The organism is Ruminococcus flavefaciens (assembly GCF_900143025.1).
In the GTDB taxonomy this organism is placed as follows: Bacteria; Bacillota; Clostridia; order Oscillospirales; family Ruminococcaceae; genus Ruminococcus; species Ruminococcus flavefaciens_I.
Genome location: NZ_FRCT01000001.1, coordinates 56141 through 76618, shown reverse-complemented (window position 1 = coordinate 76618; position 20478 = coordinate 56141). Strand labels below are relative to the sequence as shown.

18 protein-coding genes are annotated in these 20478 nt (G+C 42.7%); 4 read left to right on the top strand and 14 right to left on the bottom strand.

Annotation, left to right across the window (positions count from 1 at the left end; translation table 11 throughout):
- Positions 1–67 precede the first annotated feature (67 nt).
- Together BUB28_RS00375 and BUB28_RS00370 are read left to right on the top strand one after the other, a co-directional pair.
- Entirely contained in the window at positions 68–1405 is a 1338-nt protein-coding gene (locus BUB28_RS00375; protein WP_072947682.1) for an aspartate kinase, read from the top strand.
- Between the two features lie 89 nt (positions 1406–1494).
- A complete protein-coding gene (locus tag BUB28_RS00370; protein ID WP_072947681.1) occupies positions 1495–2571 on the top strand; it encodes a hypothetical protein in 1077 nt (358 codons plus the stop codon).
- A 79-nt stretch (positions 2572–2650) separates the two neighbouring features.
- On the opposite strand, the gene BUB28_RS00365 is transcribed toward BUB28_RS00370, so the two are convergent.
- The 6 genes from BUB28_RS00365 to BUB28_RS00340 all read right to left on the bottom strand — a co-directional run bounded on the left by BUB28_RS00365 (position 2651) and on the right by BUB28_RS00340 (position 8118).
- On the bottom strand, positions 2651–4057 hold the full coding sequence (locus BUB28_RS00365) for a glycine--tRNA ligase (protein ID WP_072947679.1): 1407 nt from the start codon (positions 4055–4057) through the stop codon (positions 2651–2653).
- A 160-nt stretch (positions 4058–4217) separates the two neighbouring features.
- Complete coding sequence (locus tag BUB28_RS00360; protein WP_072947677.1) at positions 4218–4742, bottom strand: hypothetical protein; 525 nt, start codon at positions 4740–4742, stop codon at positions 4218–4220.
- A gap of 105 nt (positions 4743–4847) precedes the next feature.
- Positions 4848–6788 carry a threonine--tRNA ligase gene (gene thrS / locus BUB28_RS00355; protein WP_072947676.1) on the bottom strand — a complete coding sequence of 647 codons (1941 nt, stop codon included), beginning with the start codon at positions 6786–6788 and terminating at the stop codon, positions 4848–4850.
- Between the two features lie 25 nt (positions 6789–6813).
- Positions 6814–7389 carry a transposase gene (locus BUB28_RS00350; RefSeq protein WP_072947674.1) on the bottom strand — a complete coding sequence of 192 codons (576 nt, stop codon included), beginning with the start codon at positions 7387–7389 and terminating at the stop codon, positions 6814–6816.
- Position 7390: 1 nt separating this feature from the next.
- Positions 7391–7771 (bottom strand): hypothetical protein, encoded by a 381-nt coding sequence (locus BUB28_RS00345; RefSeq protein ID WP_072947672.1) that lies wholly within the window; start codon positions 7769–7771, stop codon positions 7391–7393.
- A 35-nt stretch (positions 7772–7806) separates the two neighbouring features.
- Positions 7807–8118, bottom strand: coding sequence for a hypothetical protein (locus tag BUB28_RS00340; RefSeq protein ID WP_072947670.1), 312 nt, complete (start codon positions 8116–8118; stop codon positions 7807–7809).
- A 549-nt stretch (positions 8119–8667) separates the two neighbouring features.
- On the opposite strand from BUB28_RS00340, the gene BUB28_RS00335 reads away from it, so the two are divergent.
- Positions 8668–10161: a hypothetical protein gene (locus BUB28_RS00335; protein ID WP_072947668.1), complete on the top strand. Its 1494-nt coding sequence runs from the start codon at positions 8668–8670 to the stop codon at positions 10159–10161.
- On the top strand, positions 10154–11488 hold the full coding sequence (locus BUB28_RS00330) for a hypothetical protein (protein ID WP_072947667.1): 1335 nt from the start codon (positions 10154–10156) through the stop codon (positions 11486–11488). The genes BUB28_RS00335 and BUB28_RS00330 overlap by 8 nt, the downstream gene beginning before the upstream one ends.
- A gap of 100 nt (positions 11489–11588) precedes the next feature.
- Here BUB28_RS00330 and BUB28_RS00325 read toward each other — a convergent pair whose 3' ends face one another.
- From BUB28_RS00325 to ppk1, 8 genes are all read right to left on the bottom strand, one after another.
- The gene (locus BUB28_RS00325; protein ID WP_081373317.1) at positions 11589–12062 is read right to left on the bottom strand and encodes a DUF2726 domain-containing protein; all 474 of its coding nucleotides are present in this window, start codon (positions 12060–12062) and stop codon (positions 11589–11591) included.
- Positions 12063–12146: 84 nt separating this feature from the next.
- On the bottom strand, positions 12147–13229 hold the full coding sequence (locus tag BUB28_RS00320; RefSeq protein ID WP_072947663.1) for a hypothetical protein: 1083 nt from the start codon (positions 13227–13229) through the stop codon (positions 12147–12149).
- A gap of 242 nt (positions 13230–13471) precedes the next feature.
- A complete protein-coding gene (locus BUB28_RS00315) occupies positions 13472–15265 on the bottom strand; it encodes a PLAT/LH2 domain-containing protein (RefSeq protein WP_072947661.1) in 1794 nt (597 codons plus the stop codon).
- A 262-nt stretch (positions 15266–15527) separates the two neighbouring features.
- Complete coding sequence (locus BUB28_RS00310; RefSeq protein WP_072947660.1) at positions 15528–16439, bottom strand: hypothetical protein; 912 nt, start codon at positions 16437–16439, stop codon at positions 15528–15530.
- A gap of 12 nt (positions 16440–16451) precedes the next feature.
- Positions 16452–16934 (bottom strand): hypothetical protein, encoded by a 483-nt coding sequence (locus BUB28_RS00305; protein ID WP_072947658.1) that lies wholly within the window; start codon positions 16932–16934, stop codon positions 16452–16454.
- Positions 16935–16946: 12 nt separating this feature from the next.
- The gene (locus BUB28_RS00300) at positions 16947–17402 is read right to left on the bottom strand and encodes a hypothetical protein (RefSeq protein WP_072947657.1); all 456 of its coding nucleotides are present in this window, start codon (positions 17400–17402) and stop codon (positions 16947–16949) included.
- A gap of 103 nt (positions 17403–17505) precedes the next feature.
- Complete coding sequence (locus tag BUB28_RS00295) at positions 17506–18150, bottom strand: CDP-alcohol phosphatidyltransferase family protein (RefSeq protein WP_072947655.1); 645 nt, start codon at positions 18148–18150, stop codon at positions 17506–17508.
- Between the two features lie 121 nt (positions 18151–18271).
- Positions 18272–20461, bottom strand: coding sequence for a polyphosphate kinase 1 (gene ppk1 / locus BUB28_RS00290; RefSeq protein ID WP_072947653.1), 2190 nt, complete (start codon positions 20459–20461; stop codon positions 18272–18274).
- Between the last annotated feature and the right edge of the window lie 17 nt (positions 20462–20478).

Here is a 20478-nt window from a genome sequence, read left to right as displayed (position 1 = left end):
TCATACGCAAAATAGCATATAATAAGTATTGCTACAAAATTATCAATGTAATAAAGGAATGATATATATGAGTAATAAGGTCGTTAAATTCGGTGGAAGCTCCCTTGCTGACGCAAACCAGTTCAAAAAGGTAGCTGCTATAATCAAGAGCGATGACAAGCGCAGATACGTTGTGCCGTCAGCTCCCGGAAAAAGATTTTCCGATGATATAAAGATAACAGATATGCTTTACAAGTGCTGTGAGCTTGCAGGCAGCGGTATGGACTTCTCAAAGGATTTCCAGATAATCAAAGACCGCTACAACGGCATCATCTCAGAGCTTGGAATAAATATGTCCCTCGATGCAGATTTTGACGCTATCGTAAACGAGCTCAAGGCTCGTCCTGCAAAGGATTTCGCAGCAAGCCGCGGAGAGTACCTCAACGGCAAGGTGCTTGCAAACTACCTCGGCTTCAACTTCGTTGACGCTGCTGATGTTATCGTATTTGATACAAACGGAGTACTTCTCCTCGATGAAACAGTAAAGGCTGTACGCGAAAAGCTCAGCGGTCTTGACAACGCTGTTATCCCCGGCTTCTACGGAAGAACTACAGAGGGCTATATCAAGACTTTCTCACGCGGCGGCTCTGATGTTACAGGCTCTATCATCGCAAATGCCGTAAAGGCTGATATCTACGAGAACTGGACAGACGTTTCGGGTTTCCTCGTAGCTGACCCAAGAATAGTTGATAACCCCGATGTTATCGAGGTAATTACTTACCGCGAGCTTCGTGAGCTTGCATACATGGGTGCATCTGTTCTCCATGAGGACGCTATCTTCCCTGTACGCTCGGCAGGTATACCAATAAATATCAGAAATACAAATGCTCCTCAGGACGCAGGTACTATGATAGTTGGCAATGATTACGATTTCAGCAAGGAAAGTCTCAGCCATACTATCACAGGTATCGCAGGCAAGAAGGGCTTCAGCACTATCAATATCGAAAAAGCCATGATGAACAACGAAACAGGCTTCGGTATGAAGGTACTTTCTGTACTCTATAACAACGGTCTTTCATTTGAGCATATGCCTTCAGGTATCGACACCATGAGCATTACAGTAAGCACAGAAAAGCTCGATCCTGTACGCGATAAGGTGCTTGCAGAGCTTCGCAAGGCAGTTGATCCCGATCACCTCGAGATCGAGGACGGCATTGCACTCCTTGCTGTAGTTGGTCGCCGCATGAAGAATACAAGAGGTACTGTTGCACGTATCTTCGCTTCTATGGCTCATGCACGTATCAACGTTAAGATGATAGATCAGGGTTCAAGCGAGCTCAACGTTATCATCGGCGTAAGCGAAAACGACCTCCCCGAGGCTATCCGCAGAATATACGATATGTTCATCAATTCAGAGAAGCAGTAAGCTCAGTTATTAGTGAATAGTAGGGGCGGATATTATCCGCCCGTTTAAGGACGCCTAATGGGCGTCCTTTTTGAAAAAGGAACTATATTATGAAAAAAATCCTGTTATTATTTCTTGCAGCCATAGCAGTTATCTCTGCAATATTTATCTTATCACGTTGTTTTGCTCCCCAAAAAAGTATTTATGTTGGCAATAGTCGTTTTTGGGAGTCAAAAGCTGAAATAAACGGTGAGATATACTGTATAAAAAATGACGGTGTGTATAAAGCCGCCGAAAATCAGAAATATGAATGTCTGATACCATTTGATAATCTGAATACAAAGGCTTTTTTTACAAGGGATAATGACTGTATATATACTGCTGTAAACATTAACAAGTTGACCACAATCACAAAATATGATCCTGAGGGAAATTTAACGGGTAAGCCCTTTGTTTTGGAGAAGCCTGATGTAAATGTGCTTGCAATAGACAATAATTGTGTTTATGGCAGATATGACGACGAAAATGACGTAAACATCGCTGTATTTGATATGAACGGCAAAATGATAAATAATGACCTGCCTGAATATGAATACTCCGATATCAAATTCATGTTTTCGGGTGATGAGGAAAATACCTATTACACTTCTTCAAATTATATTGGAAGAAGTAAAAACTATGCTGCATACATTGATAAATATTATGCACCTGAATTAACGATAATCGATCTCGATTCAAATGATACAGTGCAGATTGATCTTGACAAAATGTTTAAAGCATATTATGTATATGCTGATATTGAAGATGATTCCTTATGTGTTGTCATGACTGATACTTCAGAAAAAATATCTTTTGGAGGCGGACATAGTAATGAATTGGATATTTCTTCTCTTGAACTGCATAAATACGATATCTATGCATTAACAGACATGAAAAGCGGAAAGATCATAAATCAGCATAAAACACGCAAGTACGAAAGGATCATCTATGCTGATACTAAAAAAGCGATAACATATTATCGCGGAAATTATATAACTTATTCGACAGATAACTGGAAAGAGGTAGAGTCTCAAAAAGCTGATGAAATAAAAAAAGACGGAAGTTATTTTTTTGATACTTGCGGCGATTATGTCTTTGTATTTAGTGACAATACGGACGAAATGATAAATAAAATACCAATTAAATAAACTAAAAAAGGACTGCTGATGCAGTCCTTAATTTTATGTATATGCATTAAAAAGGGCGGATATTATCCGCCCTAACATTTTAGAATACCATTTTAGCTTCGAGGTATGCAACGAGGTCGTCGATAGCAACTCTCTCCTGCTGCATTGTATCACGGTCACGAACTGTTACACAGTTGTCCTTTTCAAGTGTATCAAAGTCGTATGTGATGCAGAATGGAGTACCTATCTCGTCCTGACGACGGTATCTCTTACCGATAGTACCAGCCTCGTCGAAGTCTACCATGAACTTCTTTGAAAGCATATCGTATACTTCCTCAGCCTTTGGTGTGAGCTTCTTAACAAGCGGAAGTACAGCAGCCTTGAAAGGAGCAAGTGCAGGGTGGAAGTGCATAACTGTTCTTGTTTCCTTCTTCTCCTTGCCGTCCTTGTCAGTTGAAACAAGCTCCTCCTCATCGTAAGCCTCAGTTACTACTGAGAGGAAAAGTCTCTCTACGCCGAGAGAAGGCTCGATAACGTATGGTATATACTTCTCGTTTGACTCAGGGTCAAAGTATTCAAGTGACTTGCCGCTGGTGTTGATGTGCTGTGTGAGGTCGTAGTCTGTTCTGTCAGCAACGCCCCAGAGCTCGCCCCAGCCGAATGGGAAGAGGTACTCGAAGTCTGTAGTAGCCTTTGAATAGAAGCAGAGCTCCTCCTTATCGTGGTCACGAAGACGGATATTCTCCTCCTTGAGACCAAGTGAGAGAAGGAAGTTCTTGCAGTAGCTTCTCCAATAATCAAACCACTCAAGGTCAGTACCGGGCTTGCAGAAGAACTCAAGCTCCATCTGCTCGAACTCACGTACACGGAAAATGAAGTTACCGGGTGTTATCTCGTTACGGAAGGATTTACCTACCTGTGCAACACCGAAAGGAACCTTTTTACGTGTAGTTCTCTGTATATTAGCGAAGTTTACGAAGATACCCTGTGCAGTCTCGGGACGGAGATAAAGCTCGGACTTGCTGTCCTCGGTTACGCCCTGGAAGGTCTTGAACATAAGGTTGAACTGACGGATATCAGTGAAGTTCTGCTTGCCGCAGTTAGGGCAGGTAATGCCTTTTTCCTTGATGTAGTCCATCATCTGCTCGTTTGACCAGCCTGCAACGTTAGTGCCGTCAAAGTCCTCGATAAGGTTGTCAGCACGGTGACGTGTCTTACACTCCTTACAGTCCATGAGAGGGTCTGAGAAGCCGCCGATATGACCTGAAGCCACCCATGTCTGTGGATTCATAAGGATAGCGGAGTCAAGACCTACATTGTACTTGTTCTCCTGAACGAATTTTTTGAGCCAAGCCTTCTTGATATTGTTTTTAAGCTCAACGCCCAGCGGACCGTAGTCCCATGTATTTGCAAGACCGCCGTAGATCTCAGAGCCCGGGTATACAAAGCCCTTTGACTTACAAAGGTCAACGATTTTATCCATTACTTTTTCATTGTTTTTAAGCATAATAAGCAACCTCGCTTTTATTTATTAATAGTCACATTCTATTGTAACTCAAACGCGAAAAAAAGTCAAGAGTTATGATGATTTATAGAGTTTTTAAAGTTTTTCCCGCCATAAGGCGGGAAAACGATGATATTTGTTATACAGTCAATAAAATCCAGAATTAAAGCTTTATAGTTCCTGCACGGTATCTTCCGAAAAACACGCCGTCATCAACGTATTTTTCCTTTTCCGACACCCACATAGGGAACTTTCCCTTTGCAAGAGCAGTCTGACCGTTGAGCATACCCGTGTGGAAGGAGATATGCCTGAATTGTCTCAGCACCAGCTCCATGCGAGTATATCGTGACTTCTCGGGCTTCTCATAGAGCATATCGTCTGTGAGTGTGTCAAGATAGTCAAGAGTTTTCTTCTCAACAGCGTCCAGATAGTCCAGAAGCTGCTCATCGGAAAGAACTACCGATGTGGGATTATCGGGATTGTCCATACCTTCCTCGTGGAAAGGCGGCTCGTCGTAAACAAAAGGGTTAATGAACCACTTATCCGCCGAATGGATAGCGTGATAAGCCCAGCGCCAGCAGGGAGCTCCGCAGCAGAGCGCGTCACGGTCATAGGTTCGCAGTGATGTCCTTATGTTCATAAAGTTGGGTATTACCATATCTTTGATTATCATGCAAAGCTCGTTCATAAATATCCCTCCGTTTATTTTTATTTACAGGCGGAAAAAATCCGCCCTGTACATGATAATTCTTTATAAAGCAAGGGCTGCCAACGGCAGCCCCCTGATTGCTTATCAAAGAGTGTCTATTATATCGAGAGAGTGCTCCTCGTTCATAGTTGTACACATTTCGATGAACTTATCAAGCGGAACATTTTTGAGCTGCTTGTTGCCGCGGATATTGATAGATACCTGCTCGTTTTCAGCTTCGCTGTCACCGATGATAACAACATACGGATCCTTGTAGTCCTTGAACTTTCTGATCTTGTTCTTCATATTGTCGTCAGTATAGTCCACCTCAACTCTGATGCGGTTCTTCTTAAGGAGGTCAGCAACCTTCTTAGCATACTCGTTGTGGTCTGTTCTGATAGGAACGATACCTACCTGCATAGGTGAGAGCCAGAACGGGAATGCACCTGCGAAGTTCTCGGTGATGATACCGATGAATCTCTCGAATGAACCGAATATAGCGCGGTGGATCATAACAGGCTGCTTTTCTGAACCGTCAGAAGCGATGTACTTCATCTTGAAGTTCAGCGGAAGCTGGAAGTCAAGCTGGATAGTACCCATCTGCCACTCACGTCCGATAGCGTCCTTCATCTTCAGGTCGATCTTAGGACCGTAGAATGCGCCGTCGCCCTCGTTGAGCTCGTATCCGTCGGGGCCGTACTTTTCTTCGAGGATAGCCTTGAGGTCAGCCTCAGCCTTATTCCATACGTTTATATCGCCCATGTAGTCGTCAGGACGAGTTGAAAGCTCAGCCTTGTATTCAAGACCGAATGTCTTGTATATCTCTGTAGCGATATCCATGATATCGTTTATTTCGGAAGCGATCTGCTCCTCAGTTACGAGGATATGAGCATCGTCCTGTCTGAACTGCTGAACGCGGAAGAGACCGTTGAGCTCACCTGACTTCTCCTTACGGTGGATAACGTCGACCTGATTGAATTTAAGGGGGAGCTCCTTGTATGAACGCTGCTTGTTCATGTATACCTTGATAGCGTTAGGGCAGTTCATAGGTTTAGCACAGTAAACCTCTGTATCTTCCTCGGAAGGGATAACGAACATACCGTCCTGATAATGATCCCAGTGACCTGATGTTACCCAGAGCTCCTTCTTGGAAAGAACAGGACCTGAAATTTCAGTATAACCGTGATCCTCGTGAACGCCTCTCCAGTATTCAAGAAGTGCATTGAAGAGCTTCCAGCCTCTTGGGAGCCAGTAAGGCATACCGGGAGCTGTGTGATCGAACATGAAGAGTGCCTGCTCCTTGCCGAGCTTCTTATGGTCGCGGAGTTTAGCTTCCTCGATCATTTTTACGTATTCATCGAGCTGAGAAGCCTTAGGGAATGCGATAGCGTATACACGGCTGAGCATCTTGTTTTTCTCGTTGCCTCTCCAGTAAGCACCTGTGCATGAAAGGAGCTTGAAAGCCTTTACAGGAGCTGTATCCATAAGGTGAGGACCTGCGCAGAGGTCGATGAATTCGCCCTGCTTGTAGAACGAAATAGGCTCGCCCTTGTCAACGTGTTCTTCGCAGAGCTCTACCTTGTAAGGCTCGTCCATTTCTTTGAGCTTAGCGATAGCGTCAGCAGGAGAAAGCTCGAACTTTTCAAGCTCTATGCCTTCCTTGACTATTTTCTTCATTTCAGCCTCGATCTTTTCAAGCTCCTCTGGAGTGAAAGGCTTTTCGAGGTCAAAGTCGTAGTAGAAGCCGTTGTCGATAGCAGGACCGATAGCAAGCTTAGCAGCAGGATAAAGTCTCTTTACAGCCTGTGCAAGGATATGTGAAGCTGTGTGCCAGAAAGTCTTCTTACCGTCAAACGAGTCAAAGGTGCATACCTCGAACTGGCAGTCGCTGTCGATAACTGTACGGAGATCCTTGACCTCACCGTTTATCTTTACACAGCAAGCAGCCTTGTAAAGTCCCATACCTATGCCCTTGATGATTTCTGCGGCTGACTGTGCAGCTTCGATCTCGCGTGCGCTGCCGTCAGGTAATGTTAATTTGATCATGTCGATCTCTCCTTATATAATAATTTTATTCTTTACTGAATAATTCATCGTTTTCCCAATTTTCGGGATTATTTTCGATGTATTGCCACGCATTGCGGTATTCCCATTCATTCCGCAATACACGGTCGTAAAACGACCTTTGCCATACGGAAAAACCAATTTGTTTTGTAACAAATTCTTTGAAATTTTTGATGATAAGCGATAATGTAGGGGCGCACAGTGTGCGCCCGCCTGTTTCAATTCCCACATTATCCGCTTCAATACGAATAATTACATGGATATGATTAGGCATTATCACATATTTATCAACCATTACCATTGGATAATAGTGATTAATATTTTTCAATCCTTCTTTTACAGTTTTTCCAATATCAGACAAATGTATCTTTTTATCGTGATTTTTAATTTGCGGGCGCACACTGTGCGCCCCTACATTTTGTTTTTCCGTTGCCTCAATATTTGACAAAATCGGGCGGTATTTATCGTTGTTATCCCAGAAAATGCACATTTTATTTCTGGTGCATATCGTCACGAAATACGCGCCGCTGCGGGAATAATCGTAATTATCGAGGCGTATATCCTTCCGCTGAGGTCTGTCCATTTCATGTGACCCAGCCTGTTATTTCAAACAACTCGCCGAAAAGCTCCACATGGGCGAAATTCTTCATAAAGCCATCGTCTGTTCCGGTGTCAAAACAGACAACTATATCATCGTCGTCGATATCAACGTAAACGTTCTCCATTTTCAGTATCTTTGCGAGAGAGTCAGCCGCGCTGCCCTCATAGTAGCCTTCGTCGATAAGCATACCTGCTATGGTACTCTTTCCGCTGTCGAGCTGAGCCAGCTTTTTTGCGATATCCTTGAGGCTGCTGATTATAGTCTCCTCGCTTTCGGTATAAAAGCGTACAGTCATCATCTCGCCCCATATCTTATACGGCAGCTCGTATGCTTCCTCGTGCTCGTTGTACTTGATATTGCTCACTTTCTCACCTTCTTTACAGCGGCATTACTATTTTATCAATAGAATTCTTCCTCGTCTCCCTGAATAACAGCTCCGAGAGCTTCTGCTAAAGGACGCATGACATCAGGAACATCTTCGTTTCGGCAGGCAACGGTTATCATACCGTCTTCAAGCATGAATACAGCTTTACCATATGAATACATATTATCCATTCCCATACTCATTGAAAGACCTGTTCTTGGATTTGTTATGGGCGGCTGGCTGAATTTCTCAACGCCGTCAATGCTGAGAAGCTCATCTGCTGTGATTGGTTCATCAGCACCGTCTGTCCAGTCTGTTCCTCTAAAAATATGCAGATTATAAGCCATGATTTACCTCCTTAGAACAAAAAAGCCCCTTACGCCTATAATTAGGCATAAGGGACGATAATTACCGTGGTTCCACCCTGATTCACATGGAGCTTTCTCCATATCTCAAGTGCTCTGTAACGGGAGCTCCCGACGCTTATTGGGCGTACTCAGAGGCGGTGTGCTATTACCCTGAACGCTGCTGCCTCGCACCGAAATGGCAGCTCTCTGTGAACGTTGCTGTCGGGAAAAGCCTTCCTCATCTACGTTTTACGGACTATTGTAAACTTATATTAGCACATATCTTACCATTTGTCAAGAGGAAAGTTTGAAAAAGCTGCCTGCACAAAGCAGCTGATAATAAAACAACAATGTCCTATCCTGTCAAGCTCCTGCTTATTGACAATTTATGCTCTATCCTGTAAAATAGGCTTAACAGCTGCTTTAATATATTATTTCTATAAAAACGTTGATAGCTCCATTGTTAAAACAAAAAAATATATCAACTTATCGTCTTTTTGACCTTCTGAGATCACTTATATATATAAACCACTCAAGGGGGGGATCCGTATGAAAAAAATAATCAGTATAATAGCAGCCTTAGCACTGACCGCAAGTGCTTTTTCATGCAGTGAAAAGAAAAAAGAAAAGCCTGAAAAACAGCCTGTTACCGTTGAGGACGGCGGCAGTGAGCCTGCACTTGACGAGCCTGTAAAGCAGGACTACATGGAATTTACCGAGGACAGTTTCAAGACCGTTGAGGTAAATCTTAATATAACCGACAGAAAGCCGCCGATAACCTCTTATATGCTGAATATGTCAGAGCTTGATTTCGGAGAATGTATCCCCGTCTGCAAGACCGAGGACTACCGCGATAAATACAAGCCCGACCTAAGTGCGGAAACAGATGAGGATTACCGAAGGCAGATAGAGGAAAAATGGAAAAGCACCTGCACAGAGCCAACAAAGGGACAGATATATGAGACCTGCCTTTACGGGAACAACTTTTATTTATGCATAAATTATGATACCTGGTGTTACGGACAGCATGAAGAGTCCATATTCCGCGTAAACGGTCTCACAAAGGAAAAAGAGGAGCTATTTCACTATTCCGACCCTGAAAACAGTCTTCGTATCAGGCAGCTTTACGCGATAAACAGTGTTCTTTACGTCTATACCGAGGAAAAAGGGCTCTGCTGGCTTGATGAGGAAAAAAGTGAGCTTGTGACCATACTTGAACCAAACAATGATATAAATTCATATGGATATATTGTCAGCAATTCCGCAGACAGACTCATAGTAAGTGATGTTATCTCGGACAAAAAGGAAGTCCCTGATGATTACGAGCCAAAATCAGGCGAATACATATCTACATACAACGACGGAAAGAATTATTTGATTTTGGGACAAACTACCACAATGAAGGAATTCGACTTTGACAGCAAGACATGGAAGGAGCTTTATTCCGTATATGAGAGCACTGATGAATCACGTTCGGGCACAGAGAAGTGCCCTGCTATATACGGAGAGCTTTTCGCATGGAAGGAAAAGCCCGAGGGTACACGCAAATACGACGTTTGCACCGACTATTACAGAGTATCTACAGGTCTGACAGGCTGTGATATACTCCATGCCGACAAAAAGAGGCTTGTAGTAAGACTCGGAAGCAGTGAAATGAACTCATTGAAAGCCATTGTCCACGTATTCGACCTTGAAAAGTCAATGCACTATATCATAGACTTCGGCGGCATCGGGGCAAATAACTGCAAATACGCATATGACGGACTTATCACATACTCAACAGGTACAGGCGGCTGTATGTATTATATCATGCCCGAGCTGGGACTTACTTTCCCACTTGCTGAATTCGAGTCAGACGAATTTGACTCACGGCTTAGCGATATGATGTCGATTTCCGACCTTTATGACAACAGCGTATGCTTTACCATAAGCAAGAGAAAGGGTGAGCATGAAGTAACCCACTCTGACGGCAACGTAATAGGTACATATTACGATTACGATAATATAAGAATGTGGTTCACAAAGGAGGAAGGTGATGAATAAACGGATAACCTGCTGTATCGGGGCAGTTTTAGTACTTTCGTCCGTGCTGACAGCCTGCGAGGACAAGAAAAAGCCCGAACCCAAACTCACTGATACAACGGTAAACGAGGATACAGGCGATACTCCCGTAGACAGCGGCAATGTAAGAGAATACCGCGAGTACACCGATGACGAATTCAGGACAGTTGAGATAAATCTTTCATATCCCGATAAAGAGCCTCATGTTGAGGTAAGCTGTATCGACATAAGCGAGCTCACTTTCGGCAGCAGGATCCCAATATGCAATACCGAGGAGTATATCGGGAATTATTTCTTAGATATGAATCTGAATAATGAAAATATGGAATACGACTGGTCAGATATCTCAAATATGGCAGTTAACGGAATTGCACAAAGCTGTTCTATGTATGAGGGAAAATGCTATATTGTCGTCGAATACCCAAACTTTATATACGGAAGATACGATTTCTCACTTTACCACTATGACGAAAAAAGCGGCACAAACGAGGAGATATTCAGCTGGTCATCGAAGGATATAAACGAGCATTACTGCAATACCCCTATTTTAATAGAAAATGAGATGTTTTATGGTATAGAAAACGCCAGTGAAAGCACTACAAAAATATACGCCTATGATATGATCACAGGCGATACAAGGACTATATTCGAGGAAAGCGACTTTGACAAGTCAGTATGGTTTTATCAGGACGACAGGTGCTTTCCTGCCATTCAACTTATGAACAAGGGCGGCGAAGTAACTGATGTCATGTACTATGACTCCGCCTCCGACAGCTTTATCGGCAGCGAATTAAAGGACATCGGCGAGAAAAGCATTTCAAACAATACCTTCAACGGAGTGAACTATTTCCTTGTAAAGCCCGAAGGCAAGCGCAAGCTTGATATGGTAAGTGAGTATTACCGCGTATCGACTTCGTTTACAAGCGGAGCTATCATCTATGCCGATGAAAACAAATTCATTATAAACAACAATGTATATTTACATATGTATGACCTTGAAAAAATGGAGCACTACCTTATCAACGCAACAGAGCTTGGCAATGCAACAGCATACTGCAACGGCTTCCTGTTTATCGGCTGTAAAAGTACCGGTGTCGGATCGCGTGTATACTGCATGATACCCGAGCTGGGCATAACATATCCGATAACCGAAAACGATAACTATATCGGACTAAAGACCATAGGCGACAAGGTGACTTTTAATGCCTATGAGGAATATAATACAAGTATTCAGCCGCGATCAGGAAAAGGCGGCATAGTACTCTCATCAAATAAGGTAAATAAGGTCTATACCGTAACTGTTAAATAGCCGTTAGCCTTTAGGAGACGGCGTCCCGTAACTTAGAAAACAAATACAAAAATAAAAAAGGACTGCAATTGCAGTCCTTTTTTCGCTAATGGCTAACGGCTTACATACTGAGGTATTCCTCGATAACATCAAGCTCCCCATATGTACGTAGCAGGGTATAGCCTGTATTTTCGAGAACAGCGTTTACAAAGTCATCACGCTCCACACGGTCGGGACGGGCATGAGAGGTATCATCGAGCTCGATAAGAGCCACGATAGCCGTATCCTCGTCCGCAAGTGCGAAGTCGATATGTTTAGCCTTTATTTTATTGAAGCACTCCATCCAGTATGGATTTTCGGCTTTTGGTTTGGGTTCGATAAGGTCTGCGAGCCTTACCTTGCTGTAGATACTGAGACCGTATTCATCGGCAAGGGGCTTCAGGCGCTTGTAAAACTCGTATTCTCTGTCAGTGAGAATGGTCTTTGCGTTGTAAAGCTTAGTGAGATCGGGCTTGTGGAGCTTCCTGTAAAGCCATATTGCCGCGGCAATAATAAGCACTAAGAACAGTAACGCGAGAAGTTCATCTGTTTTCATTATTGATTAAAATAAAAAAATATATCTGATAATCAATGGTTTTCCATTGAAAAAATGGCTTTTTCGGACTATATATAGAAGGGCTTATCTGTCAATGCCTGCAATTATCTCTTCTGCGACCTTGCCGCTGTCATCTATTTCGGCAATGCTTTTCCAGAATGAACCGGAACTGCCGCATACAAAGAGCTTATCATCGGTAATGCCCAAGCCCGAGATATAATCGCAGTTGTTGAGCTTTTCTGTATCAAATATAGTGGTTGTTCTGCCGTTTTCAACTGAGAATACGGAAGTACCGTCCGTAAATATGAGCTTGTCCCCATAGAAACAGAAATCCGTACATCTTTCATCGGAAAGCTTTTCCTCTTCACCGCCTGCAACAGGCATACAGCAAAGGCTGTTCAAGTCGATGAAATAGACCTTATCACCGACAATATAAGGCTTATTGCCTGTTTTCAGCTCTGTGGAGCTCTTTTCGCTGTCGAATATGCAGATATAGCCGTATGTTCCCACATCATATGAGCATACGGGCTTACCGTCGTAAAATCCGACTATACGGGCGTTTCTGCGCTCTGTGGAATAGACCTTGTCAGAGAGCTTTCCAGAATAGTCCATTGATCTTATCTCAGTACCCTTATCATCTGAAACTGCGAAATATATGCAGTCATCAGCAAAGAAGAAATTATCTCTCTTAACCGTATTTTCGGACTTTGTTTCCTTATTCAGCGGAGTTGATCTCTTATTGTCATACTCGCATAGCCCATCATCGGCTGAATAATAATACAGTTTTTCACCGTCAGAGTACAATAACTCGCTTCCCTCGGGAATATCCAGCTCCTCGGTCTTACCTTTATGGTCGTTGCGGACATACACCTCAACAGGGGTGTCCGAATCATTTTTATAGGCGGAATATACATAGTCGCCGTTGTCCATTGCAAAAACCAACTGCGGACGATTTGCGGCACTTTTCTCGGAAAGAGCCTTTGTATCAGCCTCTCTTACGGGAACTGTAGCTTCTTCCGCGTCGGTTTCGGTCATTTCCGAGGTCAAATCTTCGGAAACAGCAGGAGTGTTTTCCTCGTAATCCGAGGTATTATTGTTTGAACAGGCTGAAAGAGCTGACACTGTCAGGAGTGCGCCCGTAAAAGCTGCAAAAAATCGGTATTTCATTGATCTTATCTCTCATCTCTGATACGGGCAAGCTGCCCATAATAAATTTATGTATAGCAGGGAACACAATACCCTATAAAACCACACATAATGTTATTATATCATTACGTAAATACATTGTCAAATGTCAGACATGAAGAAAATGCGCTTATACGGTGAAAAACTCCGAATGTACTAAAATAATAAAACAGGCAGCTACAATTTTTGTACCTGCCTGTATGAAAATATATTGAATTGCAGAATTACTGAGCAACTAAATCAAATGACTTTTCTAAAACAGTGGCTTTTTCGATCCAATAGTCGCATTTTGCACGATACTTTTTATTTATGCTTTTGTCTGTTACATCTATATATTGTACTTTCATTCCCGGACCTTTTCCTTCATTACCATTTTTTATGTATACTTTTTTCAGTGTACCTAAATTAATACCATATATTCTGAACAGATTATATGTATTTCGCTCAAAATCATCTTTTTCCGGAGTATCGAGTAATATGTAATCAGATTTGTTATTTGTACCTTCAAGTTTTATGTAAATATTAGCATTTGTTCCTGCATCTTTTTCGTCTGCAACCTGTATATCTACAAAATACTCTGTGCAGGAATCTGGCTGTAAAATAAATGTATGATTGCGGCATTTTGAATTGAAATATGCAGACTTTGATGATGAATAGCATCTTTGGGTCGCAGTATCCTTTATTACGACATTGGTGATATGAAAATCAGGACTCTTTCCTTTTCCATCGCTGTCAATTTTAATATACTGCAATGTGCCTATATTAGTATCTATTTTTACTCTGTATGTATTGAAAGATGCTCTTTCAAAGTCATCAATAGGAGAATCAAGCAAATAATATCCGCTTATGCCGTTTGTGCCATAGAACTGGATACGGACACCTGCATCTGTTCCTGCACCGTCTTCTTTGCCAATAGTAATAGTTACATCATAAGTATGATAATTTATCCTTGACAAGCTGAAAATACGTGAAGGATGTTGTTTAGTTATCCAGTAAGAGGACAGGCTGCCTGTTTTATAGAATAATTCTTTTCCTGTATCTGTGACCTTTACGTACTGTAAAAGCAGATCGGGTTCCTTTTCTGTATTATCACTTGATATTTCGATCTTTTTCAGATTGCCGACATCAGCATTGCACTGAACTATATATTTATATACTCTGTTTCTTTCAAAATCATCTATGTTCTTGTGATCAAGTAAATATTTGCCCGAACTGCCCTTATCTCCGATAAAGCGGATATATATATTTGCATCTGTTCCTGCACCGTTGACATTTGCTACTTTTGCTTCCACCAAGTAATATGTGCTGTTGGCATGAATAATAGAATCACCGAATATAGGATAATCAGACTCCTCGGGATAACAAACGGCATTTATACCATTATTTCTTACGTATTCAAAAATTTCCTTTAATGTTGCATAAGGCTTGGTTGAACAACCATCTACAGATTTACACATTTTATTTGTAAAATGACTTCCGTCAGAGTTAAACTTTGTTAATTGATTTGCAGCGCAAGCTGCAATGACAAAATAATCCTTATCTCTGAATGCATTTGGAATATTATAAGCATATCCCACATTTGTTGATGTATTGAAAAATTGAGAATTGACGATAGTTGTATCTTCTATGTCCGTAATACAGGCTCCTGAATGACAACTGTCTATAATCAATACCTTTTTTCCTTTAATAGTATCAAGATATCCTTTTAATTCTCTGTATGACATACTTTTGAGTTCACCGTTTTCCGATAACATCTTCAACCCGTATTCATATCCGTGGCAGCTAAAATAAAAGTATGTTACGTGGTCATCAGTAGCATGACATTTTATAACATTTATAAAGGTTTTGAAATTGTTTAAGGACGGATTGACTACTAATATAGGACTGATTTTATTATTCTGAAGAAATTTGGATATATTGTTTATATCTTTTGTAAATACTTTCTTTTCTGAGTCTTTTTCTGAACTTCCTGTAGCAATTATCAAACCGTAGTTCTCTCTGGTCTTATAGTTTGGCATAATATATTCCTCCTTAATAAACACAAAAAATAATATGATAAATACGATGTCACACCCCGAGTTCTGCGCGCTGAACTGTGTTTTCCTGTGTGGTATGATGTGATTATATCACGTTCGCAGGAGCTTGAAAAGATGCCATTTGTCATTTGACGAGTGACAAATGTCACTACTTAGATTAAACATATGTTGAAATATTGTGTTGAATTACTATTTTTTCAGATAAAAAAAGACGATGCTCTGATAAAAAGCATCGCCTGTAATGTTATTCGGTTGTGGTTACTTCTTCATCTTCGGGATCGAGTATGATATTCTCTTCGGGCATCTGATCTGCCACTGAGGAGAAATCAAAATCTCTGAATTTATCTACCTTTTTGAATTTAACTCTGAGGTTTGCCTCATCATCAACGGTAAGTATACCGTTTTCGAGCTTTACGCTGAAGCCCTCAAAATCGCCCCACATATACATCTGTCCCTTTTTCTCGGGAGCCCATTCATAGGACATAGGATCGCCTATTACCGCCATAGTGGAGGTATTGTCATCGAAAAGCTCAAGACGGAAAGCAACATCTACAGGATATTCACCCAGCTTATCGGTGTAGGTCACGCCGTCCGACCTTACCTCAAACGACTCCCATTTACCCATGAAGTCCTTATAATCGTCATTATCGAGACCTGCTTCTGTAGGAGTTTCATTATTTGTAAATTCGCTTACAGGCATGAGGAATATTTCCGTGCCGTCATCATCGGCATATCGCATTATCATCTGCCCCTGCTCCATGCGGCAGAAATAGCCGTCATCTGGACTTTTCAGCCAGAGCTCGTCGTCCTCGGTAACTTCCCAGGAATAATTATATGATCTTGCCTTTCCGCGGGGATTCAGCGATATATCAACAACTGCTGTTCCATCTTCAGATACTTCAAGCTGTGCAACAGCACTAAGCGGAAATCCTGCATAAGTGGTCTCGTAGGTCTCACCTAATACGGTAGCCTTATACGACTCCCATTTACCGAGGAACGGCTTTCCCGAATTATCTGTAATTGTAGTAGTTTCGGGCGAAGTGCTGCTTTCTGTAGTTCCGTTATTCGGATCGTTTTTCTTCTTTTTACTGCTGCAGCCGATAATACAGCCTGAAAACATAGCGGCTGCGAGACAAAAACAAATTATTTTTTTCATATCTGCTCCTTGTTACTGATTGACGCCGAAGTTCTGTATAACTCCTGCGGCGGCGTTTAATGCATCTTTGTCGATAGGTGTGAAATCGTCTACTTTTTTGAGGTAAATCGCGGTGCTGTCCTCTTCGATAGTCAGCATACCTTCGCGGTAATGCAGCTTCATTGTCTGAGGTTTTTCTTTTCCGTCAAGATCTGTAACTGTAAGCTGTATGTAGTCGGGGTCTGTTTCCTTCCATGTTATTTCGGTATTCTTTCCGTACTGTATCACATTGCTGTCAACAGCCGATACCCAGTTGGCTTTTCCGCCGTCCTTTATCTCATACCTGAAAAGTGCCGAAAGCGGCATACCCAGCATATCCGTGGTTTTCTCGCCGTCCATGTACATATAGTCGGCTTCCCACTTGCCTATGTATTTCGGATCGTACTTTTCTCCGCAGCCTGCTAAGAATAAGAGCAGCATTACAGCTGACAGGATAAAGGTCATGATCTTATTCATATCTGATCCTCCTTATTTGTTTACATCTTCTGTGAATACAGGGACTTTTGCGATATGCAGCTCACGCTTGCCCTCGGCAGAATTTACAGTCGTTACCATATCACAGCCTATAAAGTCGTATATCTCAGCATTTTCCTCGTTATCGCCGTATACGAGCTTCATTTCGCCCTCGGGAGTCACCGACCAGCTTACCTGCTGGGACTCTCCGTTTTTATCGTAATAGTAACCGCTGCCGTCCTCAATGAATTCATAGCGCTTATAAACGGGCTTTACTTCCTCATCATCAAGGAACTCCAAGGTAGTCTCCCACCTTCCCGTTATTTCTTTTGCGATATCAACAGCAGACCTGTTGTTTACAGAGACAGCGGAGACCGCTACTCCGTCGTTGGAGACTGCATGGCTTCCGCAGGAAGCAAAGCAGCACAGCATAAGGGCTGCGGCAGAGATACCGCAGAAAATTCTTTTCATATTATTTCTCCCTTCGGTATAATGGTATTATACCGCACAAAATCGAAAATGTAAAGTCTTTTTGCAAAAAAGGCTGCCACGATACGCAGCAGCCCTTATTTTGTCATCTTGTTTTTGTCTTGTAAAGCATCCAGATAAGCTCCGCTACACCCACGCCTATAAAGCACAACATTGTTTTCATGCTTGGCTTCTTTACCTTAAATCTGGTAATAAAGGCAATAGCTATAACAAAGAGCGCACCGCCGTATACCTCGGGGAACCAATCCCTGCCGATATCCTTATGGAAGCTGTAGAGCAGCGGCAGTATAAGCGCAACGCTGGTAACAGGCAGTCCCTCGTATACCTTGCGGTTTTCGGTAGTTTTTTTCTGCCTTTCCTCCTCGGCAACGTTGAAATAAGCAAGTCTGATGACTGCGCAAAGCGGGAACATCACGAGAATGGGCAGGTCGCACCAGTCTCTCATGCCTATGGAATAGCCGATAACTGCGGGAAGAACTCCGAAGCAGATAGCGTCACAGAGCGAATCTATCTGTATGCCGAATTTTTTCTCACTTTCGGTACGGTCCTTTTTTGTACGGGCGACCTTACCGTCAAACATATCACAGAGTCCCGACACCATAAGACATATAATGGCATATTCGGGGTGTGGTCTCATGCCGCTGTAGCCTGCTGCAAAGAACATACCTATAACAGACGAGATAAGACTCATATATGTAAGAATAACCGTATAGTTATAATATCCAATCATTATCCAAACCTCAGAAATGAAAATTACCTTTAAAAAGCACAACTATATAAGTGTACCATACATTATAACATAAAAATCAAAAAGTTTCAAGTATATTTTCGTATTTTTTTATACAGGAAGTTTATGGAGTGCTTTTCTTTCTGCCTCTTTTAGCAGGAGCTTTTGTTTCAGCCTTCTTTTCTGTCTGTTTCTTTGAGGCTGTTTTACGCGGTGCAGGCTTCTTTTTCGCGCCCTTTTCGCGGTTTATCTTCATCTGCTCCTGACGGGCAGACCTGTCCTCGAGACGCTTATAGGCTTCTTCATAGAAGTATTCCTGAGAATTGAAAGTTGTATCGGGATTTCTGCGCTCGTGGATATAGCTTCCGTCACTGAGCATTATACGAGCCTTTGCATTATCCTTCATAAATATGCGGAACATCTCGCGGATACGCCTTCTGAGGCGTTCATCTTCGATAGGTGCAGCCACCTCAACGCGGCGAACTGTGTTCCTGCTCATATAGTCGGCAGAACCGATATATATTTTCTGCTGAGGAGAGTCAGCGCCGAATATGAATATACGGCTGTGTTCGAGAAATCTTCCCACTATGCTGCGGACTGTGATATTCTCGGTATAGCCCTGTACACCTGCGATAAGGCAGCAGAGTCCGCGGACGACGAGCTCTATCTTTACACCTGCCTGAGAAGCCTCGATGAGCTTATTGATTATGACAGAGTCGTTGAGAGAGTTCACCTTTGCTGCAATATAGCCTTTTCCGCCGTTTTTAGCAATTTCTATCTGCTCGTCCATCATTGCAAGCACCTGCGGTCTGAGGGCAAGCGGAGATACAAGGAGCTTGTTTGTATTTTCCACGAATGTACCGTTTACAAGTCCTGCAAATACAGCCTCTGCGTCTGCGGCAATATCCCTGTCAGCAGTGAGCAGCATGAGGTCGGTATACAGTGCGGCAGTTTTTTCGTTGTAATTGCCTGTACCTATCTGCGTTACATAGTCGAAATTGCCGCCCTGAGCCTTTCTCGTAATGAGCAGCAGCTTTGAATGTGCCTTGTACTCCTTTGGACCGTATATTACGTTTACTCCTGCCTCTTGCAGCTGCTTTGACCATTCGATGTTGTTTTCCTCGTCAAAACGGGCGCGGAGCTCTATCATTACAAGAACTTCCTTGCCGTTTTCCGCAGCTGTACACAGTGCATCTATGACCTTGCTGCTACGTGCAAGGCGGTACAGGGTTATCTTTATGGAAGTTACCTTCGGGTCGTTTGCGCTTTCCTGCAAAAGCCTTATGAAAGAAAGGTTCATCGACTCGTAAGGGAAGCTGAGAAGTATATCCTTTGACTTTACCTGTGAAAATACAGGGCGTGTATCGGAAACAGCGGCAGGCTTGCGTGGAGTACGGACTGTATAGTGCAGTCTCGGATCGCTGTCGTATTCCTGCAATGTGAAAAGATATGAAAGGTCAAGAGGTATGCGCGACGTGAAAACACGGGCGTTTTTCAGCTTCAGCTTCTTGCAGAGATAATCAAGGGCATCACGGCTGAAAACTCCCGATAATTCAAGACGTACAGGAGCAAGTTTTTTGCGCTTGTCAACAAGCTCCTCCATGCGTCTGCGGAATTCGGGACCTCTTCCGCTGGCGATTATAGCCGCACTTCTGGTAACTCTTATGAGTGCGCGGTCAATGACCTTGTAATTCTTGAACATGAGGTGAGCAAATTTGAGTATCACTTCCTCAGCGAGTATAAAACGCTTGCCGTCGCGTCCGAGGCTGATTATTCGCTCCGAGCGGTTTATAGTGGCAGGTATCAGACCTATTGATATGCCCTTTTTCGAGCCAAGCTGCACTACCGCGTATATCTCCTTATTCTGAAGAAAGGGGAAAGGAAGGGCATCATTTATGACTATGCCCGATATGAAGGGTTTCAGCTCACGCTTGAAGTAAAGCTCAAGAAAGGACATTTCTTCCTTTGTTATCTTGTCAAAGGAAACGTGCTCATAGCCGTACTCGGCAAGCTCGCTCATGGTAGTGAGCAGCGCACCCTCTACCGAGGGCTGTAATCTGCGGACAGCTGTGAATACAGCATCAAGCTGCTGAGATGGCGTCATTCCCGAAAATTTATCGGGCTTAGCATTTTTATCCTTTGCTTTTTCTGTCAGAGAGCCAACCCTTACCATGAAGAATTCATCAAGATTGCTCTGATATATAGCCGAGAAAGAAATCCTTTCAAGCAGAGGCGTGTCAGGATCGACAGCTTCTTCAAGGACTCTTTTATTGAATTTGAGCCATGAAAGCTCTCTGTTTTCAAGATAATCCATATGTGTCTCCTTATTTT